We start from the raw sequence: 21,980 nt of genomic DNA on the forward strand, positions 1-21,980 counted from the left end.
TGCGCATGATCTTTCCGGAAAACCGCTTCGCACTTTTCCGGATCATGCTCTAGCGACGCGTGCCGCTCGCGGGCCAGAGATAGTTCAGGACCTGATCGAGCGTCATCATGATCTCGCGGCGTCCGGCCTCGTTCTTCACAGAGCCGAATTTCTCCTCGAGCGCAAGCTTGGCAAAGCCGTGAACGGTTGACCAGGCCGCCGCAGCCGCCGTCTTCGCCTCCTTCGCGGTGCCGCCGGTCAGCTCGGCGACGACGACCTCGAACGCATGGCCGGCGGCCCTGCTCGCCTGCTTCAGGCGCGCATCGTCGGCAACCAGCCGCTTGTTGGCAAACATCATCTGAAAACGGCCGGGATGCCTCAACGCAAAATCGACATAGGCAAGCCCCTGGGCATGGAGCTTGTCGCGGACGCCCTGCTCGCCGGAGGCCGCCTCGCGCAAGGCGCCGGCAAGCGCGTCGTAGCCGCGGATCGCCACTTCGGTGAGAAGGCCCTGGGCGTTGCCGAAATGATGCGACGGCGCGGCCGGCGAAACGCCGGCGCGGCGTGCGGCTTCGCGCAGCGTGAAGGCTTCCGCACCCTGCTCGGCGAGAATGGCTTCGCTCGCGGCGATCAGCGCCTCCTGCAATTCGCCGTGATGGTATCCGACCTCCGGCTTTGGCCGGGTCGGAGCAGTGCTGCGCTTGGCGGCGGGGGCCCGTTTCTTCATGTAACTTGACACTGTTCAGATTGCAGCATATCTATCTTAACACTGTTCAGATTGAGCGGACCGGAGTTCGAAATGACCGAAATACAGAATATCACCGCGAGCAATCCCGTAAAGCGGCGTCATCTGGTCGGGAGCGCGGCCCTCGGCATGCTCGCAGGTGCCGTCGGCGGCCTCGCCGGCGGCGTGGCGCTCGGCCAGGGCGCAGCGCTGCCGCAGCAGAAGCCGAGCGGCAAGCAAAGGTTCGCGGGCAAGATCGTCATCGTCACGGGCGGCACCTCCGGAATCGGGCGGGCCGCAACGCTGATGTTCGCCGCCGAGGGCGGCCGGGTCGCCTTTTGCGGGCGCAACGCCGACCGTGGCAAGCAGGTGGAGACCGAGGTGCGCGCGTCCGGCGGCGAGGCCGTCTTCATTCGCGCCGACCTGCGCCACGAATCCGAGGTGAAGGCGCTGGTCGACACGACGATCGCGCGCTACGGACGGCTCGACGTCGCCTTCAACAATGCCGGCATCTCCATCGAGAAGCCGCTGCATGAATTTAGCGCGGCCGAATTCGACGACGTGATCGGCACGGATCTGCGCGGCGTGTTCCTGTCAATGAAGTACCAAATCCCGCACATGCTGGAGAAAGGCGGATCGATCGTCGTCACCTCCTCGTCGAACGCCATTGCGACCTCGGCCAAGCGCTCGGCCTATTCTGCGGCCAAGCGCGGACTGGTCGGCCTGGTGCAGGCCGCAGCACTCGACTACGCAAAGCATGGCATCCGCATCAACACCTTGATCCCCGGCACCACGGATACCCCGATGATCCGCCGGCTCGCCGGCATGGAGGGCCTGCCCGATGCCGCCTGGCACGTCGGCATCGCGCAATGGGCTAAATCCAACGTCCCGGGGTTGCAGCGCCTGGCGACGCCCGAGGAGATCGCGGCTTTTGCGCTGGTGCTCGCCTCAGACGATCATCCCTACACGACCGGCGGCCAGTTCGTGATCGACGGAGGCAAGACGGCTCATGGCTAGATCGGACGCAGCCTGAAAACACAATTCATGGCGATCCCGTGGGCGTACCTGCCGCCGTCCTCGGCGCCCAGGCAGTAACGCGCGGGAGCCGTCAGCTGACCCGCCGCTCCCGCCCCTCCCAGAACGGCCTGCGCAGCTCGCGCTTCAGCACCTTGCCGGCGCCGGACAACGGCAGCGGCGTCTCGGTGATCTCGATGCTGCGCGGACATTTGTAGCCGGCAATCAACGTCTTCGTGAACTCGATCAGCTCGCCGGTCGAAACCTCTACGCCGCTGCGTTTGACCACGACGGCATGGACCTGCTCTCCCCATTGCTCATTGGGAATTCCGATCACGGCGCATTGGAGCACCGACGGATGCTGGGCCAGCGCGTTCTCGACTTCGACCGAGTAAACGTTCTCGCCGCCCGAGATGATCATGTCCTTGACGCGGTCGACGACATAGATGAAGCCGTCTTCGTCCATGTAGCCGCCATCGCCCGTGTGCATCCAGCCGTCGACGACGGCGCGCGCGGTCTCCTCCGGCCGCTCCCAATAGCCCATCATCACGGTGTCGCCGCGCACCACGATCTCGCCGACGGCGCCCGCCGGCAGCGGCTGGTCGTTCTCGTCGACGATCCGCACCTCGCAACCGATCGTGGCGCGGCCGGCGCCGCGATGGCGCCCCTTTTTGCGCCCCTCCCCGACATGCTCGTCGGGGTGCAGCAGCGTCGCGATCGGCGACAATTCGGTCATGCCATAGGCCTGCGTGAAGCGCACATGCGGCAGTGCGCGCGCGGCACGGTCGAGCACCGCCTCGCTGATCGGCGAGGCCCCGTAAATGATGTTCTTCAGGGACGACAGGTCATATTTGCCGATCGCGGGGTGATCGACGAACATCTGGATCATCGTGGGCACCAGCAGCACGTCTGTGACGCGCTCGTTCTGCATCGCAGCCATCACGCCTTCGGGCGTGAAGCCCTGAACGATCACGTTCGAGCCGCCGGAGAGCAGCAGCGAATACATCGCCGCCCCGTTGGCAAGGTGAAACATCGGTGCCGCATGCAGATAGATCGCACTTGCCGGAAACAGGCCTTCGCCGAGTGCGTTGAGCGCATTGGCCATCAGATTCTGATGACCGAGCATCACGCCTTTGGAACGGCCGGTGGTGCCGCCGGTGTAGAAGATGCCGGCGAGATCATCGCCTTTGCGCATGGCGTCGGGCACCGGAGCGCTGCCCGCAACCAGATCCTCATAGCTCTCCATCCCCGCCGGCGCCTCGCCATCGTCGGCATAGATCAGCTTCAGCCCCGGAATGGCGCCGGCGAGCTGCGCACCGACCTGCGCAAAGGCCTTGTCGACCAGCAGAACGGAGGCACGGCAGTCGCGCAGCGCATCCTCGTTTTCCAAAGCGCTCCAGCGGATGTTGAGCGGCACGATCACGCCGCCCGCCCAGCCGGTCGCTAGATAGAGTTCGAGATAGCGGTCGGAATTGAAGGACAGCACTGCAACACGGTCGCCGTTCCCGACGCCGCGCGTGCGCAGGCCGCCGGCCAGCCGTGTAACGCGCTCGCCGAGCTCGCCCCAGCTGCGCCGCCGCTGGCCATAAACGGTCGCCAGCCCATTCGGATTGATCTGCAGCGCCCTGCGCAGTCCGTGCGTGATGTTCATCCCGTTCCTCCTCCCGTGCGTTTCTTCCCTGTTGCTTTGCGTCCTGAGTTGCGCCCTTGCGGCGCCCTCGGCGTCTTCCTTGCCATTTGCAGCCGAACCTCGGCCGCCAGGCCGTCCGTCAGCCGCACCGTGAACTCGTCGGCGATCGCGGTCGGCGACAGGTTGCCCTCCCGCCGATACCAATGGCCGATCCAATTGAGCGAACCCGCGATCGCGAAGGCTGCAAGCTTGGGATCGCAAGGCCTGATCGAACCGTCAGCAATGCCTGCAGTAATGTATCGCCGGAAGGTGGCGTCGATCCGCCTCTTGGCGGCGCGCGCGACGACGGCGTTCCGTTCCGCGAGGTCGCGTAGATCGAACCGCACCAGGCTCGCGCCGAAATCGGTCGCCATCAGTTCGGCATAGGCGCGGACCAGCTTGCGCAGCTTGGCGAGACCCGAACCACCACCGGCGTTGATCTCCGTGATCACGCCGTCGACGAGCTCGGCGCCCATCGACCAGCATTCGAACAGGATCTCGTCCTTGCCCCGGAAGTAGTTGTATAGCGCGGGCTTGGTGATGTTCAGCCGGTCCGCAACCTCGTTCAGCGTTACGCGATGATAGCCCTGCTCCAGGAACAGCTGCACGGCGGCACGCAGCACCGCCTCGCGCTTCTCGTCGCGGGCGCGGCGCCGGCTCTCGAACGGCAGCCAGGGCGAAGGCGATGACGGCGGAGCTGAATCCATGGTCGATCGGTTGACTCTGGTGGAGATCGGACGATATGTTACCCAGGGGTAAGAAAAAGTCCAACGGGTAATTTATTGGGAGGAAGCGATGTCTGACGTCGTCGTCGCCGGGGTCGGCATGATTCCGTTCGCCAAGCCGGGCGCCAGCGCGCCCTATCACGAGATGGGAACGGAAGCGGTCAAGCTCGCGCTCGCCGATGCCGGCCTCGGCTACGAGAAGATCGAGCAGGCCTATGTCGGATACGTCTATGGCGATTCCACCTGCGGGCAGCGCGCGCTCTACCCCGTCGGTATGACCGGCATCCCCATCGTCAACGTCAACAACAATTGCTCGACCGGATCGACCGCGCTGTTCATGGCGCGGCAAATGATCGCAAGCGGGGCGCTGGATTGCGTGCTGGCGGTTGGCTTCGAGCAGATGAAGCCCGGCGCGCTCGGCAGCGTCTACACCGATCGCCCGAGCGCGTTCGAGGACTTCGACGCCGCCGCGGACCGGCTGATCGACGCCCCCGGCATTCCGCTGGCGCTGCGCTATTTCGGCGGCGCCGGGCTCAGCCACATGAAGAAATACGGCACCCCGCTCGACGCCTTCGCCAAGGTGCGCGCCAAGGCGAGCCGTCACGCCAAGAACAATCCACTCGCACTCTTCCGCAAGGAAGTCAGCGCGGACGACGTCATGAACGATCAGGTGATCTGGCCGGGCGTGATGACGCGCCTGATGGCGTGCCCGCCGACCTGCGGCGGCGCCGCCGCCGTGCTGGTCTCCGAGCGGTTTGCCGACAAGCATGGCATCGGCAAAGAAGTACGCATCGCGGCGCAGGCCATGACAACCGACAAGCCCTCGACCTTCAAGGCAGGCGACATGATGCAGCTGGTCGGCTACGACATGGCCAAAGAGGCGGCAGGCCGAGTTTATGAAAGCGCCGGCATCGGGCCTGACGATCTCGATGTCGTCGAACTGCACGACTGCTTCGCCCATAACGAGCTCATCACCTACGAGGCGCTCGGCCTCTGCGGCGAGGGTGAAGCCGGCAAGTTCATCAATGACGGCGACAATACCTATGGCGGCCGGATCGTGACCAATCCGTCCGGCGGATTGCTGTCCAAGGGACATCCGCTCGGCGCCACCGGGCTTGCGCAGTGCTACGAGCTGACGCGGCAGCTGCGCGGCACGGCAGGCTCCACGCAAGTCGAGGGTGCGAAGGTCGCGCTCCAGCACAATCTGGGCCTCGGCGGCGCCTGCGTCGTCACGCTCTACAAGCGGCACTGATATCGGCCATGGTCGACCAGTCCGCCGTAGGGCGCAGCTTCACGCCGGTCACCGCGCGCGTAGAGCCCGGCCGTCTCCGCTACTTCCTCAACACGCTGGGTGAACAGAATCCGGTCTACCGCAATGCGGATGCCGCGCGAGCGGCTGGATTCGCTGGCACCCCAGTGCCGCCGACCTATCTGTTCTGCCTGGAGATGATGGACGTCGACGACCCATTCGAGATGTTCAGCACGCTCGGCATTGATCTCGCCCGCGTGCTGCATGGCGAGCAGAGCTTCGCCTATCATGCGCCGGTTCTGGTCGGCGACACCCTGACGTTTCGGCCGCGCGTAACCAGCGTAACGGACAAGAAGGGTGGCGCGATGACGCTGATCGGCATCCGATGCGAGGTGACCAACCAGGACGGCGTGCATGTCGCCGATACCGCGCGGACCATCGTCGTCCGCAACGAGGTGACGTCATGACGGCGTCCGGAGACATCAAGGCCGGCGACCGCATCGTCCACAAGGTCTTTCCGCCGATCACCCGCCACACGCTCGCGCTCTATTGCGGCGCATCGGGCGACCACAACCCGATTCACGTCGACATCGACTTCGCCAAGGCGGCCGGATTTCCGGATGTGTTCGTCCACGGCATGCTGGTGATGGCCTGTCTCGGGCAGGCGCTGACGGATGTGGTGCCGCCCTCGAAGCTCCGCACCTTTACGACCCGGTTCGTCTCGATAACTCAGCTCGGCGCCAAGCTCACTTGCGAAGGCACCGTGACCGAGCTCTTCGCCGAGGATGGCGAGGATCGCGCAAGGCTCGCGCTCGCCACCAGGGACGATCGCGGCGAGCTCAAGCTCGAAGGCAGCGCCGTCGTCGCGCTCTGACAGCAAGAGGACTCATCCAGATGACAAAACTGCAGGGAAAGGTCGCGCTCGTCACCGGCTCGGGCCGCGGCATCGGGCGCGCGATCGCGCTCAAGCTCGCGCGCGAAGGCGCCAGGGTGGTCGTCAACGATCTCGATGCCGAGCCTGGCAATGCCGTGGTGGCGGAGATCAAGGCGATGGGCGGCGACGCCACTGCCGTGAACGGCAGCGTCTCGGAAGCGGGTTTCGCCGATCGCTTCGTCGGCGCCGCGCTGGACAAGTTCGGCGGGCTCGACATCATCGTCAACAATGCCGGCTACACCTGGGACTCCACCATCCAGAAGATGACCGACGAGCAGTTCCAAGCCATGCTCGACGTCCACCTCGTCGCGCCGTTCCGGATCCTGCGCGCGGCCGCCGAGCCGATCCGCGTCTTCGCCAGGAAGGAGGCCGAAGAGGGACGCGAGGTGTTCCGCAAGGTCGTGAACATCTCCTCCATCGCAGGTCTCTACGGCAATGCCGGGCAGGCCAGCTATTCCTCGGCCAAGGCTTCGCTGATCGGATTGACCCGAACCATGTGCAAGGAGTGGGGCCGCTACAAGGTCAACGTCAATTGCGTCGCCTTTGGCCTCATCAACACCCGCCTGACCCAGCCGATCGAGGCGCAGCAGAAGACCATCGACGTCGCCGGCCGGGACATCAAAGTCGGCGTGCAGCCGCACATGCTGGAAGCCATGTCGCGCATGATCCCGCTCGGCCGCGGCGGTACGCCGGAAGAGGCGGCCGACGCCGTCTATCTGTTCTGCAGTCCGGAATCCAACTATATCAGCGGCCAGGTGGTCGTCGCCGGCGGCGGCCTGATTGTCTAAGAGCGAGGCGCTGATGCATTATCGATCCTCCTGGATGACCGAAGAGCTCGACGTCTTCCGCGACCAGTTCCGCAAATATCTCGCCAAGGACCTGGCGCCCCATGCCGAGAAATGGCGCGAGCAGAAAATGGTCGACCGCTTCGCCTGGCGCGGGCTAGGCGAGATGGGCGCGCTGCTGGCGAGCGTGCCGGAGGAATATGGCGGCCTGGGCGCGACCTTCGCCTATGACGCCGCCGTGCTCGATGATCTCGAGAGCACGGTGCCGGAGCTGACCACCGGCGTCTCCGTGCACAGCGCCATCGTCGCGCATTACATTCTCAACTACGGCTCGGAGGAGCAGAAGAAACGCTGGCTGCCGAAGATGGCGTCCGGCGAGATGGTCGGCGCAATCGCCATGACCGAGCCGGGCACCGGGTCGGACCTGCAAGCCGTGAAAACCACGGCGAAGAAGCAGGGCAATTCCTACGTCATCAATGGCCAGAAGACCTTCATCACGAATGGCCAGGCCGCCGATCTCGTCATCGTGGTCGCGCGCACGGGCGAGGCTGGTGCCAAGGGCATTTCGCTGATCGTGGTCGAGACCGCGGGCGCGGACGGCTACAAGCGCGGGCGCAACCTCGACAAGATCGGCCTGCATGCCTCCGACACCTCGGAGCTGTTCTTCGACAACGTGACGGTGCCGCCGGAAAACCTGCTCGGCAAGGAGGAGGGCCAGGGTTTTGTCCAGTTGATGCAGCAATTGCCGCAGGAACGCCTTGCGCTCGCGGTCGGCGCCGTCGCCTCGATGGAGCGCGCGGTCAAGCTCACCACCGACTACACCAAGGAGCGGAAGGCATTCGGCAAGCCGCTGATGGATTTCCAGAACACCGCCTTCACGCTGGCCGAGCGCAAGACCGAGGCGATGATCGCGCGCGTCTTCGTCGACTGGTGCATCGAGCGCCTGATCGCCAAGGACCTCGACACCGTGACGGCCTCGATGGCGAAATATTGGTGCTCGGAGAAGCAGGTCGAGACCGCCGACGAATGCCTGCAGCTGTTCGGCGGCTACGGCTACATGCAGGAATACCCGATCTCGCGCATCTTCATCGATTCCCGCATCCAGAAGATCTATGGCGGCACCAACGAGATCATGAAGCTCCTGATCGCCAGATCCTTGTAGATCAGGTCGCTGTCGATCACCGCGCGCGCCAGTCGCGCGGCCGGCAGCCGAAGCGCTGCTTGAAGCGGCGGGTGAAGTGGGACAGGTCCGAGAAGCCCCAATCAAAGGCGATCGAGCCGATCGCCTGGCCCGCCTTCGCGGGATCGCTCAGGTCGCGCGCCGCGCCGTCCAACCTGCGGTCCATGACGTAGTCCGAGAATGTGGTACCCGCGCGCTCAAACAATTTGTGCACGTAGCGCTCGCTGATACCGATGGCACGTGCGACGTCCGCAACCGCGAGGCGCTGCTCGGAGAGGCGTTCATGCACGGCGCGGCGGAGCGCGAGCGCGGTCGCATCGGCAAAGCTGGCGGCTTCGGCCGTCTGCGCACGCGAGCGGCGCGACAGGCTCAGCGCAACGAGGTCGAGCAGCACGCCGAACAGCCTGACGGCTTCGCCTTCGGTCATCCGCAGCGCGCCGGCATTCAGAGACCGCGCGGTCTCGACGATGAGATGGCCGACGAAGGGATCGTCGGACACGCGCTCCACCTTGAAGTCGAACGACGGTGGCAGCCGATCACGCAGCTCGCGCGAAGGCACCCAGAAGGATGCAACCTGCAGCGTCGGGCCGCGATCATGCAGCAAGGTCACTTCCCGGTCGCTGTCGCAGATGCCGACCTGGCCGCGCGACAGGCTGACGTCACAGCCGCCCTGGACCATGCGGCAGCGGCCGGCGAGCTTGAAGTTCAGATAGAAGCAGCTTTCGGTCGACGCAGCGATATCCGCGCGCGAGCGAAGCACGGTGTGCTCGGGAAAGACCACGCGGTTGATGGCACCGCTGCCGATCTTGATCGCCTCGACCTTGGCCGGAAACCGCGAGGTGGTCGCCGATTCCGGCGTCAGGTTCATGAAGGCCTGGCAGATCGCTTCGCGATAGTAGGAGAACTGCTCCTCGGGCCGCGTCTCGCCGGTGTCCCAGACCAGATGACGGGGCCGGCTTTCGGAATTGAGCTGCTCCATCAGTTCGCTCCAGGACCAATCCGGTTCAGCGTCAGACAAGCGCGCAACGCGCCCAGCGGTTCAGTATGGCGGCAACAACGACGTCGACCGGTGTTCAGCCGGCAAATCCAGACAAGGTCATCGCCGCGCCGATCTAAGCAGTCTTCCAAGGGAGCCACAATATGTCGACCTACGTTCTCGTCCATGGCGCCTGGCACACAGGTGCCGAGCTCGAGCCGGTCGCCGCGCCGATCCGCGCCGCCGGCCATCAGGTCCATACCCCCACCATCAAGGGCAACCGTCCGGGCGATGCCAAGACGACCGGGTTGAAGGAAGCGATCCAATCGATCGCCGACTACCTCGCCGAGAACGATCTGAAGGACGTCGTCCTGCTCGGCCATTCCTATGGCGGCATGGTCATCACCGGCGTTGCCGATCTCGCGCCCGAGCGCATCCGCCGCCTGGTCTATTGGAATGCCTTCGTGCCCAACGACGGCGAATGCCTCAACGACATGGTGCCGCCGCACTATATCGGGCTGTTCGACGCCATCGCGGCCGAGCGCGGCGACGGCTCGGTGGTGCTGCCGTTCCCGGTCTGGCGCGAGGCCTTCATCAACGATGCCGATCTGGAGACGGCGCAGCGCGCCTACGAGGTTCTCAATCCGCATCCGCTGGCGACCTTCACCGACAAGATCACGCTGAAGACCAATCCGGCCGAGATGCCGCTGGCCAAATCCTACATCAACTGCACCGAAGACGTCGCGCTGCCGCACAGCCATGGCTGGCATCCGCGCCTGTCGGAGAAGCTCGGCCTGTTTCGCCTGGTGCAGGTCGCGGGAAGCCACGAGCTGTGCTTCTCGGACCCCGCGCGGCTCGCCAAGGCGATCATGGAGGCGGGACGCGATTGACGAAACGTCCCTCGACGGCGCTCCCGGTCCATGAGCGCCGTCAATTCGGATGCCACCAACGCCCGCCGATAACGACGCCTTCGGACGCGATCTTGCGATCGCCGATCAGGTGCTCGCCGACGACGTCCTCGTAGTCGAACTGGCCCTGCCGCACCGAGATCAACGTGGCGTCGCCGACGCTGCCCGGCTTGAGGCTGCCGAGCTCGGGACGCCGCAGCGCCATCGCCGCGTTCACCGTCGATGCCGCGATCACATCCGACAGCTCCATGCCCATGCACAGGAACTTCGACATGGTCGTGACCTGGTCGTAGGCCGGGCCGTCGATGCAGAGCTGATGGATGTCGGAGGAGATGGTGTCCGGATAGAAGCCGTTGGCGAGCATGGCGCGCGCGGTCTTGAACGCGAACGAGCCCTTGCCATGGCCGATGTCGAACAGCACGCCGCGCTCGCGCGCCTCGAGCACCGCCTTCTTCACCGTGCCTTGCGCCGTCGCCGGGGTGTTCGGGAATGGACGGAAGGCATGGGTCAACACGTCGCCGGGCCGCAGGCGGGCCAGCACCTCCTCGTAGCTCGGCGGCGGATGATCGATATGCGCCATCAGCGGCATGCCGACCTCGTTCGCGACCTCGAGCGCGATGTCGAGCGGCACCGCGCCCGACGTGCCCGACGAATGCAGGCCCACGCGCACCTTGATGCCGACGACGAGATCGCGGTTGGCATCGGCCACTTCGGCCGCCTCGATCGGATTCATCAAGCGCAGCTCCTCGCTCTCGCCGACCATGATCCGGTGCGAGAAGCCGAAGATGCCGGCATGCGAGACGTGCAAATAGGCGAGGATGCGGACCTGGCTCGGCTCGATCACATGCTTGCGGAAGCCGGCGAAATTGCCCGGGCCAGCGCTGCCGGTATCCACCGCCGTGGTGACGCCGGAGAGGCGGCAGAACTCCTCGGCATCGATGCCGAGCGAGGTGCCGCCCCAATAGACATGGGTGTGCAGATCGATCAGCCCCGGCGACACGATGAATTGCGAAACGTCGCGCACCTCCGTGCCCGGATCCGCCTTGAGCCCTGTGCCAACAGCGGCAACCTTGCCGTTCGAAAATGCGACATCCGTCACGGCATCGAGCTTCTGCGAGGGGTCAATGACCCTTCCGCCGCGAAGGATCAGGTCAAAAGGCATCATGGTCTCCAGATAGGCAAGCATGGACCGGCCAGAAAGTGCTCTTTCAGGCCTGGTCGCCTCTGCTAGCAATTTTCGCACCAGCGACGCAAATCAACTGCGGCCGGTGCCCGGTGGGTCTTATCTCGTGAACGTATTCGCGACTCTTCGGGAGCGAAGGACGTAAATGACCCAGATGGTGGCGCTGATCGCAGCGACGAATGTCTGTCCGATCTGTAGAGGTTCGATGATGAAAAAATCGCTGAAGGGTCGGTTCAGCGCTGCGGAGAAGAACGACGCCACACAGAGAAGGTCGACGAGAGGCATGAGCACCGCGCAGATCATTTGCAGGATGAAGAAGGTCGGAAATTTTCGGGAATGACTGAACAGGAGCACCGCTGTCCAGATCGCGAGCCCGATCAGCGCAACGTTCATCGCAATCTCGCTCCAGAACACGGTCGAAAATTGCATCCATAGGTCGGCGCGGATCGACTGCACATATTGCGCGGTATTGACGACTAGGCGCACGATGCCGATCATTTGGCCGAACGCCAGAAGCCCGAGCCAGCCGCTGACGCCGGTCATCTCTGGCTGGACGTCCTTGAATGAAGCGGCGTCTTCCGCGGGAGCCGCCGCCTCGCGAATGACCTCAACCGACGGCGATGCTGGGCTTGGCGGCGGCGATTGAAGGAGCTGCTGCGTGATCTCGTGCACCTCCCCGGCCGGCTTCCAATTCTCGAAGCCGTGCCGCCAGACCAGCACACGGCGAGGATCGGCGATACTAGCGAGGAGCGGAAGGAGTTCAGAAATCGAAAACGGGCCGCGCCGCTGCCCGCCCTCAGCGTAGTACCATAAATCCGCCATGCAAAGGCCCCTGCACCCGCCGTGTTTTAGCCGGCTATCGGCACACGTCACAGTGGAATAACGCTTGGGAGGAATACCGGCGTTGCGTGCCCTTGGCGCGCGCAAACGCGCGGAAAATGGCGATCCCGGGAAGACTCGAACTTCCGACCTACGGTTTAGGAAACCGCCGCTCTATCCGGCTGAGCTACGGGACCGCGGAACCCGTGGGTGCGGGCTCGGCCCCCTCATAGCAGAGCAAAATGCGGTTCGCCAGCCGTCAGGCGGGCGAGATCCATCGTCAACCTGAACGGGGCGGCTATACTTCCAGGCCCCTCCCAACGGAGCAGCTCACATGATCGAAAGCATCAGCGCCATCACGCTCGGCACGCATGACATGGGGCGCGCCGTGCACTTCTACCGGTCGCTGGGGTTCGAGCTCTTGTATGGTGGAGAAGCCGCCGCATTCACGAGCTTTCGCGTCGGCCCCGGTTATCTAAACCTGACGGCACAGCCGGACGACAAGCGCTGGTCCTGGTGGGGCCGCGTCATCTTCCATGTCGCCGATGTCGACGCAACCTATGAGCAGGCGCGCGCCGCGGGATGGCAGCCGTCGACCACGCCCCGTGATGCCGAATGGGGTGAGCGCTACTTCCATCTCACCGACCCCGACGGCCATGAGCTTAGTTTCGCACGTCCCCTTCGTCGGGCATGACGGGGGGCCTCACGCCCTGATATTGTTGTCCTTCACCACCTTGCCCCAAATGGCGACCTGCTTGTCGAAGAAGGTCTTGAAGGCGGCGCCGTCCTCGAGCAGCAGCGTCATGTGTTGCGTCTCCTTCAGCTGGGCGGCGGTCGCGGGCTCGCTCAGGATCTCCTTGGATGCCGCCGCGAAGGCTGCAACGACGTCCGGCGGCGTGCCCGCGGGCGCGAAGATGCCCCACCAGGCCAGCGTCTCGAAGTCCGGGAAGCCGGCCTCGATCGCGGTCTGAGTATCAGGCAGGGCCGGCAGCCGCTCGCGGCCGAGCTGCAGGATCGGACGCAGCATGTTGGTGCCGAGCTGGGCGGCGACCAGCGCCGCCGATCCCGCGATGAGATCGACATGGCCGCCGAGCACGTCGTTCATGGCCGGCCCGCCGCCGCGATAAGGCACGTGCATGATCTCGACGCCGGCCTTGCTGCCGAGCACGGTCATGGCGAGATGGCCGAGCGTGCCGATGCCGACCGAGGCGTATTTCACCGCGCCGGGGCTCGCCTTGCAGGCGGCGACCACGTCGGCGAAGGTCTTGTAGGGGCGGCCGGCGCCGGCCGCGATCACGTAAGGCGCGGTGCCGATCAGCAGCACCGGTATCAGCTCGCGCTCGACATCGACCGGCGGCTTGTCGAGGATCGACGGGATCACCGCGTGGGAATCGAACGTCACCAGGAAGGTCGAGCCGTCGGCCGGGCTCTTGGCGACCTGCGCCGCGCCGAGCGCACCGGCCGCGCCCGATTTGTTCTCGACCACCACGATGCGCCCAAGCTTGGTCTGCAGGTTCGTCTGCAGCAGCCGCGCCATGGCGTCGGTCGATCCGCCCGGCGGGAACGGCACCACCAGCGTGATTTTACCGGCCTGCGCCATCGCCGGCGTCAATGCGAGAATAGCCGGCGCGGCCAGCAGCGCCCGTCGTGTGATCGTCATGGTCCCCTCCCTTTATGTGTAGCGCTTTGCTTTTTTGCTTTTGAGCGCTAGGTCGTGCCGAAGCCTGACCCTGCTTTTCTGTATTCTGGCCGAGGCGGACTGAAGATGTCCAGTACGCGGGCGCCGTCCGGGCCGGCGCGCATGGTGTGCGGCACGTTCCCGGGCGTGCGCCAGAAATCGCCCTTCTTCACCGGGATTTCCTCGTCGCCCTGGACGCGGATGGCGGAGCCGTCGAGCAGCACGCCCCACTGCTCCTCGGGGTGATGATGCAGCGTGCCTTGCGCATGCGGGGCCAGCGTCACCACCGACAGCATCGCCTGCTCGCCGGAGAAGATGCGCGTGGTCACGCCGGCGGCAAGCTCGCGGAAGAGTCCGTCGCTGGCATCATCGAGATTGTGAAATTCTTCCTTCTGGCTCACGCCATCCTCCCTTCACGCTCCTCTGATCAGGACTTGCCGTAGGCGCCCTGGTAACGGCCCTCGCGGATCGCCTTCAGCGTCTCCTCCTCGCGCGCGACCTGGACGCGCACCGCTTCCAACAGGGCGGCCGCGCCGGCAACGGGAAACGACACCACGCCGTCCTCGTCGCCGACGACGATGTCGCCGGGCGCAATCACGCTGCCGCCGATCGTCACCGGCACGTTGATCTCGCCGGGGCCGTTCTTGTAGGGACCGCGATGGATCACTGCGCGGGCGTAGCAGGGGAAGTCGTCGGCCCCGAATGCTGCGACGTCGCGGATCGCGCCGTCGATGACATAGCCTTCGGCTTTGCGCGATTGCGCGATGTTCTTCATGATCTCACCGATCAGCGCGCGCGTCTCGTCGCCGCCGCCGTCGACCACGATGACGTCGCCGGGCCCGACCAGATCCAGCGCGCGGTGGATCGCGAGATTGTCGCCGGGACGGGTGCGCACGGTGAAGGCCGTGCCCACCAGCTTGCCGCCGCGATGATAGGGCCTCAGCCCCACTGCACCGGGCAGCCGGGCGAGATTGTCCGAGATCACCGAGGTCGGCGCGTCCCTGAACCCCTCGATGATGTCGGCCGGCGGCTTCGGCACGCTGCTCGCTGCGATGGTGATGGTCATGTCAATCCTTCCTTGCTTGTCTCATTCGGCATGGGCCTGCGCCTTCGATGGCAAGATCCGGAAGGCGCGCCCCTCCTTCATCCACGCCGCACGCTCGTCGCGCAACAGGGTGCGGCGAACTTTTCCGGAATCGTCGCGCGGTGGGGCGCCGACGAATTCGAAGCTTTCGGGATGCTTATAGCGGCTGAGCCGGTCCTTGAGAAAATCCGCCATGCCGTCGGCAATGGCCTGCCCGTCGGCATCGGGCTCCGGCTCGATGATGGCATGCACACGCTGGCCCAATTCCGGATCGGGCAAGCCGACCACGACGCAGGAGCGCACGCCAGGAGCCTCGGACACCGCGGCCTCGACCTCGGCCGGATAGATGTTGGCGCCGCCGCGCAGCACCATGTCGGCGAGGCGGTCGCCGAGATAGAGATAGCCTTCGGCGTCCAGCCGGCCGATATCGCCCAGCGATTCCCAGCCGTCGGCGCGGCGCTTCGGCTCGGCGCCGAGATAATGGTAGGTGGCGTCCTTGCCGTCGTTGTTGAGGAAATAGATCTCGCCGGTCTCACCAGGCGCGACGTCGTTGCCGTCCTCGCCGATGATGCGAAGCTTCGCCATGTCGCCGATCTTGCCGACCGAACCCTTGTGCGTCAGCCATTCGGTGCCAGAGATGATGCAGGCGCCCTGCCGCTCGGTGCCGCCATAGAGCTCCCAAATCCGCTCGGGTCCGAGCCAGCCGATCCAGTTCTCCTTCAGCCACGGCGGCATCGGCGCAGCCATGTGGAAGACCGTCTGCAGGCTCGACAGATCGTAAGAGTTGCGCACGCTCGCAGGCAGCGCCCAGATCCGGTGCATCATGGTCGGCACGAAATTGACCCATTGCACGCGCTCGCGTTCGATCTGCCGCAGCGTCTCCTCGGCGTCGAACCTGGTCAGGCCCGTGAGCTTGCCGCCGACGAACAGCGCATAATGCGACACGATGAACGGCGCGTTGTGGTAGAGCGGACCGGGATTGAGCAGCGATACGCCGAACGGAATATTGAGCGGCGGCGCAGCCGCGGTATCGGTCACGGCCGGCTGGTGATCGAGGATCACCTTGGGTCGGCCGGTCGAGCCGCCTGAGGTCATCGCCTTCCAATATCGCGCCACCGGCGGCGCCAGCGGCCCATCCGAAAATCCTTCCGGCATGAAGTCGGCGGGCAACCGGTTGGGCGCATTCCAGTCGGCCTCGCCGCCGACCACCAGCGCAGGCTTGAGAATATCGAGCACGGCGGCGGCTTCGCCGCGCGGCAGCCGCCAGGACAGCGAGGTCGGCGTCGCGCCGCATTTCCACACAGCAAAGGAGGTCTCGAAGAACGCGTTGCCGTTCGGCAATCCGATCGCGACGAAATCGCCGGGCTTGACGCCCTTGGCCATGAATGCCCGCGCGCGGCGGTTGGCGCCGCGCTCGAGCTCGTCCCAGGTCAGCGTGTCCTGCCCGTGACGGATCGCAATCGTGCCGTGTGGTTTGCGTTCCGCGTACCAGCGCGGCACATCGGAGAGCGGCAGCAACATCAAGCGTTTCCATTTCGTGTTCTTGGCGTCGCCATGGAGGTGAGGCGCTCGCAGTTGAAGTGTATCAGCCTCGCGGCAGGGCGCTGTGACTCTCACGCCACGTCAAGCACAAAATGTCAGCATTGCAGCCATGAATTTCCCGGGTTCCATGGGTGACAAGCCGGCAAGAAAGGGGCAAAAATCCGGCTCGACTCAGTTCGGGTTGCGCCTTGCAGGGAATGCTCTCTTAGAATGTCGGCCGTGGTCACATCGCATCGCGCGGCGTTGCTTCTCGTTGCCGCAGCAGGATTTTTCCTGCTGGCGCAGGGGCGTGCCGAGGCGCAATGGTGGAAACGCGCACCTGTCGATTTCGAGGAATGCGCCGACGTCGCCGAGAAGGCCGCGACCAAGGCGGAGAAAACGGCGGCCCTTGCCGATTGCAACGCCAAGTTTGCCGGCCGCCGCAAGCCGGGTGGCGGCTATTCCTATTACGATTTCCTCCAGGATCGCACCTTCGACATCGCCGGTCCCAATCCGACGCCGGAGGAGCAGAAGAAGATCGACGAAGCCTATACGGCCTATCTCGCCAACCAGCGCCGCAGCAACGAAGCGGCCCAGGCTATCGCCCGGCAGCAGCGCGAACAGCAGGAGCAACAGTTGCAGCAGCTGCAGCAGGTCGCGCTGCGGACCGAAGTCGCGCGCGTGCCGGTGCCGGTCGAGCGGCCGAAGGTGCAGCAAGCCGCGGGCGCGAAGCCGAAGGCTGCACCTTGCGCCAAGGGCTCGTTCTCCTGCGAATGGCCGCGGCTGTCGGAGAGCTTGAACGACCTGAAGAAGCTGTTCAACCCGACCCCGAGCAAGCCCGCGAAGAAGGGGTGAATCGGCACCCGTCATTGCGAGATGACGTAGGGTGGGCAAAGGCGCAAGGCGCCGTGCCCACCATTCATTCGCGATTGAGAGAATTGGTGGGCACGCTTCGCTTTGCCCACCCTACGAGAGCGTCGCGCCTTAGTTCGTGTGCTTCTTCTTGCCGCGCTTCGATTTGACCTTCGGCACATCCACCGGCGCTGTTACCATCGGCGAAGCACCCAACTGCGACCGGCTCTCCTGCAATCGCCTGTCATATCCAGGTGAGTTCATCACCGTCGGCGGCCTCGCATAGGCGAGCGTCGATGTGCCGCAGAAGGCGGTCAGCGCGAGCCCGATCACAAGACCACATTTCATCGCGCTCCTCCTTTCGGGCGCTACCCCCGAATCTGCTGCGGCGTCATACGGAGCGGACCGTTGCCTGCCGCCTCGGCTTCCTTGATCAGCGCAACAATGCGGCGCATCAGCGGCACGGCAACATGGTTCCGCTCGGCGAGCGCGATGACCGCGCCTTGCAGATAGTCGATCTCGGTCTTGCGGCCCTGCTTCAGATCCTGCCACATCGAGGAGCGCGCCTCGGGATCGATCTTCATGGTCCGGCCCAGGATTGCACCGAAGATCGCATCCGGCAGCCGCAGCAGGGTTGGAGACCAGCTCATCGGGATCGGCGTCGACGACACCGGCACGATGTGGGCGGCCTTCAGCACGGCCAGCCCTTCGGCCATCTGGTCGGCGAACAGCCTGCGCCAGTCGCGGCTGGCCAGTTGCGCGGCAAGCGGCATGTCCGACAGCGCGCTGAGCGCGTTGTTGAGGTTGATGATCAGCTTGCCCCATTGCACGCCGGTGATGTCGCCGCTCGCGCGCATCGTGAGGCCGGCGACCGAGAGCTTCCCGGCCGTGTTCTCCGCATCCTCGCCAACATGAATGTCGCCGGAGGTCGAGCGGTGGAAGCGGCCCTCGCCCATCGCGATCACGTTGAACGGCACCATGCCGGCCAGCACGGACCGGCCGCCCAGCCGCTCGCGCAGCACAGCGACATTGCCGACGCCGTTCTGAAGCGAGACGATGACGGCATCCTCAGGCGCATGCTGCGCGATCTGCTCGGCGACAGCAGCGGTATCGGCGCTTTTCACCGTCACCAGCACGATGCCGGCGCTGTGGAAGATCGAGGGATCCTCCGACAGCGCCAGTTGACCCGCGCCGAGCTTGTTCTCGGAGCCGTCGAAATCAGTCAGAAGCAAGCCGAACCGCTCGATCTCGGTCTTTACCCGCGGCCGCACCAGGAGCGCGACGCGGCGGCCGCTGGCGGCCAGCATGCCGCCGACGAAACAGCCGATGGCGCCGGCGCCGGCCACAACGATCGGTCGATCCGCAATCACCGAGCTCACTCCCTGAATGACCGGCCTTCGATAGCAGAGCCGAGCCCGACAACCAATCGCGGCGCATCCGACTTGTAACGGTCATGAGTGCCCCATATCTTCTCGCCCCGGGGGCAGTCAGCGGCGAGCGCTCGCCGAACGAGACGCCAAAGGAGAGCACCATGGGTCTACTCGACGTCCTCAACGGCATGCAGAACGGCCCGCGCGACCAGAGCACACCGAGCTCCGAGAAATCCTCCGGCGGCATGTCGCCGATGACCATGGCGCTGCTCGGCCTGCTCGCCTGGAAAGCATTCAAGCATTTCACCGGCAACCAGTCCGGCTCAGCGCCCCAACCGTTGCCGACACCCGCGCCTCCGCCCGTGAACGTAGGTCAGGGCGGCGGTCTGAACGACATGCTCAAGGGCGGCCTCGGCGGCCTGCTCGCCGGCGGTGCGGCCGGCAGCATTCTGAGCGGCGGGCTTGGCGATCTCCTCAACCAGCTCCAGCAAAGCGGACACGGTGATGCCGCCAATTCCTGGGTCGGCAAGGGCGAGAACAAGCCAATCGCGCCGGGCGATCTCGCCAGCGCACTCGGCGCCGACCAGATCGAGAGCCTGTCCGCCCAGAGCGGCCTGTCGCGCGAAGAGCTGCTCTCCGGCCTCAGCCAGTATCTGCCGCAGGTGGTCGACCATTTGACGCCGGACGGACGGCTGCCGACCGAGAATGAACTCTCGGATCGGGTCTGATCGGTTCAAAGAGAGGGGAGCACTATCATGAGCATGGGCGGCCTGTTTTGGATCATCCTGGTCGGCTTCATTGCCGGGCTCATCGCGCGCTGGCTGTCGCCGGGGCCGAACAATCCGAGCGGCTTCATCCTCACCACCATCCTCGGCATTGCCGGCGCGTTTCTGGCCACCTGGATCGGCCAGGCCATCGGCCATTACAGCCCCGACCAGGGCGCCGGCTTCATCACCGCAACCATCGGCGCAGTGGTGGTGCTGTTCATCTGGAATCGGCTGGTGGCGAGCGGCGTGATCAAGGGGTGACCACTGCCGCCACAACTCCACTGTCGTCCCGGACAAGCGAAGCGCAGATCCGGGACCCATAGCCACAGGCAGGAGTTTGGCGAAGACTCGGCGTGACCAGAGTCGCGCAACCACTCCTCCCTGTGGTTATGGATCCCCGCCCCACGTGCGCAATTGCGCACTAGGCGGGGATTACAGCGGAAATTGGAGCGCGAGCTCACGTAATCAAATGCATCCCCGCATCCATGCGCACGACCTCGCCGGTCATGTTGCTGGAGGCCGGCGTCGCCAGGAAGCAGACGAGCTGGGCGATGTCCTCCGCGGATGATGCGACCTTCAGCGGCACTTTCGCCACGACGCTGTCGCGCACCTGCTTGGCCTGCGCCTCGCCGCGGCCCTTGGTGAACCAGGGCGTGTCGATATAGCCGGGGCAGACCGTGTTGACGCGGATCAGCGGCGCCAGCGCGCGCGACAGCGACAGCGTCATGGTGTTGAGTGCACCCTTGCTCGCGGCGTACGCAATCGACGAGCCGACGCCGCTGATGCCGGCGACCGAGGAGACGTTCACGACCGCAGATGGCCGCCCCGAAGCCTTGGCGGCGGCTTCGAGCAAGCTGCGCGCCGCGCGCACCATCTGGAACGGGCCGATGGTGTTGACGCCATAGACCCGCTGGAAATCTTCCGCCGACAGACCGTCGAGATCGGCGTGAGCCACATGCTTGGTGGTGCCGGCATTGTTGACCAGGATGTCGAGCCGGCCCCAGCCGCTCGCCGCCGCGACGATCTTGCGGCAATCCTCATCCTTGGAGACGTCGCCCTGCGCAACCAGCACCTCCGCAGCGCCGGCCTTGCGGCAGGTCTCGGCCGTCGCCTCGGCTTCCTTCTGGCTCGACGAATAGTTGATGACGAGCCGCGCCCCACTGCGGGCGAGAATCTCCGCAGTCGCTGCACCCAGCCCGGATGCGGACCCCGTCACGATTGCGCACAAGCCGTCTTTTGCCATCCGGATTTCCTTCCCCTGTATCTGGTGTGGCGTCCTGTTTAGCGAGTTTGCCGCGCCCTGCAAATCGAGCAAACTCCGCTAAGCGGAATTAGCATTTCCTGAAGCCTGGCCCTATGCCGGCGCCGCAGATGGACCTGCGATCAACGCTTGTCAGGGCCATGGCTTTTTCCGATCATCGGGCGCAAGAAGAGACTGCGCACTGGCCGATCAGACCGGACGCGCCAATGGCAAGATACGGGGAACGCTGTGGCGGAGAGTGACAATATCGTCGTCGAGACCGCGGAGAAGATCTTCGCCGATCTCGCCGATCCGCAAACCATCAACAACGACAAGAAGAATTCCTGGCAGGCGCCGCTGTGGCAGGCGCTGAGCGAAGCCGGCCTGCCGCTGTCCTGGGTGCCGGACGATCTCGGCGGCTCGGGCGCGAGCCTCGCCGACGGCTTTGCGCTGCTGAACGCCGCCGGCCGTTTCGCAGTCGCGGTGCCGCTGGCCGAGACCATGCTGGCGGGATGGCTGCTGGCACAGGCGAAGATCGCTTCCCCCGAAGGCGAGATGACGATCGTGCCGGCGTCCCCGAAGGACCGTATCACCCTCGATGCCGACGGTGCGCTCTCCGGTCGCGCGCGCGGCGTGCCCTTTGCAAAAGCAGCGAAGCATTTTGCGGTCCTGGCACACGGCAAGGACGGTGCTTCCATTGCCCTGATCGACGCGGCCAAGGCGCGGATCGAGGCCGGGCTCAATGTCGGCTACGACCACAGCGATACCGTCATGCTCGACAAGGTCCAGCCCGTCGCCATCAAGCCCGCGCCGAAGGGCTTTGAGCAGACCCATCTTATGCTGATGGGCGGCGTCGCGCGTAGCCTCCAGATCGCCGGCACCCTCGAATCCATGCTCGACATTTCCGTGCGCTATTCCAACGAGCGCGTCGCCTTCGAGAAGAAGATCTCGAAATTCCAGGCGGTGCAGCACAATCTCGCCCGCCTCGCCGGCGAATCCGCCGCGGCGCTTGCGGCGGCGACGTCCGCCGCCGACGCCATCGCCAATGCAAGATCGTTCAACGACGAGATCTATCTCGAAGCCGCCTCGGCAAAGATCCGCTGCGCGGAAGCTGCCGAGAAGGGCGGCGGCATCGCGCATCAAGTCCATGGCGCGATCGGCTTCACCATGGAGCACATCCTGCACCGCTATTCGCTGCGCGCGCTGGCCTGGCGCGACGATTTCGGCTCGGAAAGCTACTGGGCCGTCGAACTCGGCAAGCTCGTGGCAAATCGCGGCGCCGACGAATTGTGGCCGCTCGTGGCATCGCGCTGATCAGGGGAC

25 protein-coding genes and 1 tRNA gene are annotated in these 21,980 nt (G+C 65.1%); 12 read left to right on the top strand and 14 right to left on the bottom strand.

The window, feature by feature from the left end; all coding sequences use genetic code 11:
• Positions 1 to 49 precede the first annotated feature (49 nt).
• Positions 50 to 706 (bottom strand): TetR/AcrR family transcriptional regulator, encoded by a 657-nt coding sequence (locus ACVWYQ_RS20615; protein ID WP_404544464.1) that lies wholly within the window; start codon positions 704 to 706, stop codon positions 50 to 52.
• 72 nt (positions 707 to 778) lie between these two features.
• Here ACVWYQ_RS20615 and ACVWYQ_RS20620 point away from each other — a divergent pair, with 72 nt between their 5' ends.
• Complete coding sequence (locus ACVWYQ_RS20620; protein WP_404544467.1) at positions 779 to 1,720, top strand: SDR family NAD(P)-dependent oxidoreductase; 942 nt, start codon at positions 779 to 781, stop codon at positions 1,718 to 1,720.
• Positions 1,721 to 1,811: 91 nt separating this feature from the next.
• Here the strand turns inward: ACVWYQ_RS20620 and ACVWYQ_RS20625 are convergent, their stop codons facing one another.
• Positions 1,812 to 3,368: an acyl-CoA synthetase gene (locus ACVWYQ_RS20625; protein WP_271539665.1), complete on the bottom strand. Its 1,557-nt coding sequence runs from the start codon at positions 3,366 to 3,368 to the stop codon at positions 1,812 to 1,814.
• The gene (locus ACVWYQ_RS20630; protein WP_271539667.1) at positions 3,365 to 4,093 is read right to left on the bottom strand and encodes a TetR/AcrR family transcriptional regulator; all 729 of its coding nucleotides are present in this window, start codon (positions 4,091 to 4,093) and stop codon (positions 3,365 to 3,367) included. The genes ACVWYQ_RS20625 and ACVWYQ_RS20630 overlap by 4 nt, the downstream gene beginning before the upstream one ends.
• 88 nt (positions 4,094 to 4,181) lie before the next feature.
• Between ACVWYQ_RS20630 and ACVWYQ_RS20635 the strand changes: the two genes are divergently transcribed.
• From ACVWYQ_RS20635 to ACVWYQ_RS20655, 5 genes are read left to right on the top strand one after another with little or no spacing between them, the layout of a single operon-like run.
• Entirely contained in the window at positions 4,182 to 5,363 is a 1,182-nt protein-coding gene (locus ACVWYQ_RS20635) for a lipid-transfer protein (protein WP_271539669.1), read from the top strand.
• An 8-nt stretch (positions 5,364 to 5,371) separates the two neighbouring features.
• Positions 5,372 to 5,827, top strand: a complete 456-nt coding sequence (locus ACVWYQ_RS20640; RefSeq protein WP_404544471.1) for a MaoC family dehydratase N-terminal domain-containing protein — start codon at positions 5,372 to 5,374, stop codon at positions 5,825 to 5,827.
• On the top strand, positions 5,824 to 6,234 hold the full coding sequence (locus ACVWYQ_RS20645) for a MaoC family dehydratase (RefSeq protein ID WP_271539673.1): 411 nt from the start codon (positions 5,824 to 5,826) through the stop codon (positions 6,232 to 6,234). The genes ACVWYQ_RS20640 and ACVWYQ_RS20645 overlap by 4 nt, the downstream gene beginning before the upstream one ends.
• 20 nt (positions 6,235 to 6,254) lie before the next feature.
• Positions 6,255 to 7,082 (top strand): SDR family NAD(P)-dependent oxidoreductase, encoded by an 828-nt coding sequence (locus tag ACVWYQ_RS20650; protein ID WP_157285803.1) that lies wholly within the window; start codon positions 6,255 to 6,257, stop codon positions 7,080 to 7,082.
• 13 nt (positions 7,083 to 7,095) lie between these two features.
• The gene (locus ACVWYQ_RS20655) at positions 7,096 to 8,241 is read left to right on the top strand and encodes an acyl-CoA dehydrogenase family protein (protein ID WP_157285802.1); all 1,146 of its coding nucleotides are present in this window, start codon (positions 7,096 to 7,098) and stop codon (positions 8,239 to 8,241) included.
• Between the two features lie 16 nt (positions 8,242 to 8,257).
• Here ACVWYQ_RS20655 and ACVWYQ_RS20660 read toward each other — a convergent pair whose 3' ends face one another.
• Complete coding sequence (locus ACVWYQ_RS20660; protein WP_157285801.1) at positions 8,258 to 9,238, bottom strand: helix-turn-helix domain-containing protein; 981 nt, start codon at positions 9,236 to 9,238, stop codon at positions 8,258 to 8,260.
• Between the two features lie 161 nt (positions 9,239 to 9,399).
• On the opposite strand from ACVWYQ_RS20660, the gene ACVWYQ_RS20665 reads away from it, so the two are divergent.
• Positions 9,400 to 10,125: an alpha/beta fold hydrolase gene (locus ACVWYQ_RS20665; protein ID WP_271539678.1), complete on the top strand. Its 726-nt coding sequence runs from the start codon at positions 9,400 to 9,402 to the stop codon at positions 10,123 to 10,125.
• Positions 10,126 to 10,165: 40 nt separating this feature from the next.
• On the opposite strand, the gene ACVWYQ_RS20670 is transcribed toward ACVWYQ_RS20665, so the two are convergent.
• From ACVWYQ_RS20670 to ACVWYQ_RS20680, 3 genes are all read right to left on the bottom strand, one after another.
• Positions 10,166 to 11,305, bottom strand: a complete 1,140-nt coding sequence (locus ACVWYQ_RS20670; protein WP_456727199.1) for an amidohydrolase/deacetylase family metallohydrolase — start codon at positions 11,303 to 11,305, stop codon at positions 10,166 to 10,168.
• Between the two features lie 120 nt (positions 11,306 to 11,425).
• Positions 11,426 to 12,253 carry a DUF2569 family protein gene (locus tag ACVWYQ_RS20675; RefSeq protein WP_456726322.1) on the bottom strand — a complete coding sequence of 276 codons (828 nt, stop codon included), beginning with the start codon at positions 12,251 to 12,253 and terminating at the stop codon, positions 11,426 to 11,428.
• 12 nt (positions 12,254 to 12,265) lie between these two features.
• Positions 12,266 to 12,342 (bottom strand) — tRNA-Arg (locus tag ACVWYQ_RS20680).
• A gap of 137 nt (positions 12,343 to 12,479) precedes the next feature.
• Here ACVWYQ_RS20680 and ACVWYQ_RS20685 point away from each other — a divergent pair.
• Positions 12,480 to 12,839: a VOC family protein gene (locus tag ACVWYQ_RS20685; protein ID WP_036014526.1), complete on the top strand. Its 360-nt coding sequence runs from the start codon at positions 12,480 to 12,482 to the stop codon at positions 12,837 to 12,839.
• A 9-nt stretch (positions 12,840 to 12,848) separates the two neighbouring features.
• Here the strand turns inward: ACVWYQ_RS20685 and ACVWYQ_RS20690 are convergent, their stop codons facing one another.
• Genes ACVWYQ_RS20690 through ACVWYQ_RS20705 form a run of 4 tightly spaced genes read right to left on the bottom strand, consistent with a single transcriptional unit; the run spans position 12,849 to position 16,428 of the window.
• Entirely contained in the window at positions 12,849 to 13,805 is a 957-nt protein-coding gene (locus tag ACVWYQ_RS20690; protein WP_404544479.1) for a tripartite tricarboxylate transporter substrate-binding protein, read from the bottom strand.
• 47 nt (positions 13,806 to 13,852) lie between these two features.
• Entirely contained in the window at positions 13,853 to 14,224 is a 372-nt protein-coding gene (locus tag ACVWYQ_RS20695) for a cupin domain-containing protein (protein ID WP_036042482.1), read from the bottom strand.
• A 26-nt stretch (positions 14,225 to 14,250) separates the two neighbouring features.
• On the bottom strand, positions 14,251 to 14,889 hold the full coding sequence (locus ACVWYQ_RS20700) for an RraA family protein (protein WP_275498194.1): 639 nt from the start codon (positions 14,887 to 14,889) through the stop codon (positions 14,251 to 14,253).
• Positions 14,890 to 14,910: 21 nt separating this feature from the next.
• Positions 14,911 to 16,428 (bottom strand): AMP-binding protein, encoded by a 1,518-nt coding sequence (locus ACVWYQ_RS20705; RefSeq protein ID WP_404544481.1) that lies wholly within the window; start codon positions 16,426 to 16,428, stop codon positions 14,911 to 14,913.
• A gap of 231 nt (positions 16,429 to 16,659) precedes the next feature.
• On the opposite strand from ACVWYQ_RS20705, the gene ACVWYQ_RS20710 reads away from it, so the two are divergent.
• The gene (locus ACVWYQ_RS20710) at positions 16,660 to 17,283 is read left to right on the top strand and encodes a hypothetical protein (RefSeq protein ID WP_271539689.1); all 624 of its coding nucleotides are present in this window, start codon (positions 16,660 to 16,662) and stop codon (positions 17,281 to 17,283) included.
• A gap of 129 nt (positions 17,284 to 17,412) precedes the next feature.
• Here ACVWYQ_RS20710 and ACVWYQ_RS20715 read toward each other — a convergent pair whose 3' ends face one another.
• Both ACVWYQ_RS20715 and ACVWYQ_RS20720 read right to left on the bottom strand, forming a co-directional pair.
• Positions 17,413 to 17,628, bottom strand: coding sequence for a hypothetical protein (locus ACVWYQ_RS20715; RefSeq protein ID WP_157285793.1), 216 nt, complete (start codon positions 17,626 to 17,628; stop codon positions 17,413 to 17,415).
• A 20-nt stretch (positions 17,629 to 17,648) separates the two neighbouring features.
• Positions 17,649 to 18,650 (bottom strand): 2-dehydropantoate 2-reductase, encoded by a 1,002-nt coding sequence (locus tag ACVWYQ_RS20720; RefSeq protein ID WP_271539690.1) that lies wholly within the window; start codon positions 18,648 to 18,650, stop codon positions 17,649 to 17,651.
• Between the two features lie 161 nt (positions 18,651 to 18,811).
• Here ACVWYQ_RS20720 and ACVWYQ_RS20725 point away from each other — a divergent pair, with 161 nt between their 5' ends.
• Together ACVWYQ_RS20725 and ACVWYQ_RS20730 are read left to right on the top strand one after the other, a co-directional pair.
• Positions 18,812 to 19,378, top strand: coding sequence for a YidB family protein (locus tag ACVWYQ_RS20725; RefSeq protein WP_271539691.1), 567 nt, complete (start codon positions 18,812 to 18,814; stop codon positions 19,376 to 19,378).
• 27 nt (positions 19,379 to 19,405) lie between these two features.
• Positions 19,406 to 19,678: a GlsB/YeaQ/YmgE family stress response membrane protein gene (locus ACVWYQ_RS20730; RefSeq protein WP_370103030.1), complete on the top strand. Its 273-nt coding sequence runs from the start codon at positions 19,406 to 19,408 to the stop codon at positions 19,676 to 19,678.
• Positions 19,679 to 19,874: 196 nt separating this feature from the next.
• Here ACVWYQ_RS20730 and ACVWYQ_RS20735 read toward each other — a convergent pair whose 3' ends face one another.
• Complete coding sequence (locus ACVWYQ_RS20735) at positions 19,875 to 20,660, bottom strand: SDR family NAD(P)-dependent oxidoreductase (RefSeq protein ID WP_109141716.1); 786 nt, start codon at positions 20,658 to 20,660, stop codon at positions 19,875 to 19,877.
• Positions 20,661 to 20,906: 246 nt separating this feature from the next.
• Here ACVWYQ_RS20735 and ACVWYQ_RS20740 point away from each other — a divergent pair, with 246 nt between their 5' ends.
• The gene (locus tag ACVWYQ_RS20740) at positions 20,907 to 21,971 is read left to right on the top strand and encodes an acyl-CoA dehydrogenase family protein (RefSeq protein ID WP_271539692.1); all 1,065 of its coding nucleotides are present in this window, start codon (positions 20,907 to 20,909) and stop codon (positions 21,969 to 21,971) included.
• The last annotated feature ends 9 nt before the right edge of the window (positions 21,972 to 21,980 follow it).

Source organism: Bradyrhizobium sp. USDA 3397 (assembly GCF_054060965.1).

Excerpts from the sequence above, each read along its gene's own strand:
- ACVWYQ_RS20730 (WP_370103030.1), top strand. The coding sequence starts at position 19,406 with ATGAGCATGGGCGGCCTGTTTTGGATCATCCTGGTCGGCTTCATTGCC.
- ACVWYQ_RS20735 (WP_109141716.1), bottom strand. The coding sequence starts at position 20,660 with ATGGCAAAAGACGGCTTGTGCGCAATCGTGACGGGGTCCGCATCCGGG.
- ACVWYQ_RS20700 (WP_275498194.1), bottom strand. The coding sequence starts at position 14,889 with ATGACCATCACCATCGCAGCGAGCAGCGTGCCGAAGCCGCCGGCCGAC.
- ACVWYQ_RS20725 (WP_271539691.1), top strand. The coding sequence starts at position 18,812 with ATGGGTCTACTCGACGTCCTCAACGGCATGCAGAACGGCCCGCGCGAC.
- ACVWYQ_RS20655 (WP_157285802.1), top strand. The coding sequence starts at position 7,096 with ATGCATTATCGATCCTCCTGGATGACCGAAGAGCTCGACGTCTTCCGC.
- ACVWYQ_RS20665 (WP_271539678.1), top strand. The coding sequence starts at position 9,400 with ATGTCGACCTACGTTCTCGTCCATGGCGCCTGGCACACAGGTGCCGAG.
- ACVWYQ_RS20640 (WP_404544471.1), top strand. The coding sequence starts at position 5,372 with ATGGTCGACCAGTCCGCCGTAGGGCGCAGCTTCACGCCGGTCACCGCG.
- ACVWYQ_RS20690 (WP_404544479.1), bottom strand. The coding sequence starts at position 13,805 with ATGACGATCACACGACGGGCGCTGCTGGCCGCGCCGGCTATTCTCGCA.
- ACVWYQ_RS20670 (WP_456727199.1), bottom strand. The coding sequence starts at position 11,305 with ATGCCTTTTGACCTGATCCTTCGCGGCGGAAGGGTCATTGACCCCTCG.
- ACVWYQ_RS20660 (WP_157285801.1), bottom strand. The coding sequence starts at position 9,238 with ATGGAGCAGCTCAATTCCGAAAGCCGGCCCCGTCATCTGGTCTGGGAC.
- ACVWYQ_RS20635 (WP_271539669.1), top strand. The coding sequence starts at position 4,182 with ATGTCTGACGTCGTCGTCGCCGGGGTCGGCATGATTCCGTTCGCCAAG.
- ACVWYQ_RS20645 (WP_271539673.1), top strand. The coding sequence starts at position 5,824 with ATGACGGCGTCCGGAGACATCAAGGCCGGCGACCGCATCGTCCACAAG.
- ACVWYQ_RS20715 (WP_157285793.1), bottom strand. The coding sequence starts at position 17,628 with ATGAAATGTGGTCTTGTGATCGGGCTCGCGCTGACCGCCTTCTGCGGC.
- ACVWYQ_RS20650 (WP_157285803.1), top strand. The coding sequence starts at position 6,255 with ATGACAAAACTGCAGGGAAAGGTCGCGCTCGTCACCGGCTCGGGCCGC.
- ACVWYQ_RS20705 (WP_404544481.1), bottom strand. The coding sequence starts at position 16,428 with ATGTTGCTGCCGCTCTCCGATGTGCCGCGCTGGTACGCGGAACGCAAA.
- ACVWYQ_RS20630 (WP_271539667.1), bottom strand. The coding sequence starts at position 4,093 with ATGGATTCAGCTCCGCCGTCATCGCCTTCGCCCTGGCTGCCGTTCGAG.
- ACVWYQ_RS20620 (WP_404544467.1), top strand. The coding sequence starts at position 779 with ATGACCGAAATACAGAATATCACCGCGAGCAATCCCGTAAAGCGGCGT.
- ACVWYQ_RS20615 (WP_404544464.1), bottom strand. The coding sequence starts at position 706 with ATGAAGAAACGGGCCCCCGCCGCCAAGCGCAGCACTGCTCCGACCCGG.
- ACVWYQ_RS20685 (WP_036014526.1), top strand. The coding sequence starts at position 12,480 with ATGATCGAAAGCATCAGCGCCATCACGCTCGGCACGCATGACATGGGG.
- ACVWYQ_RS20710 (WP_271539689.1), top strand. The coding sequence starts at position 16,660 with ATGTCGGCCGTGGTCACATCGCATCGCGCGGCGTTGCTTCTCGTTGCC.
- ACVWYQ_RS20625 (WP_271539665.1), bottom strand. The coding sequence starts at position 3,368 with ATGAACATCACGCACGGACTGCGCAGGGCGCTGCAGATCAATCCGAAT.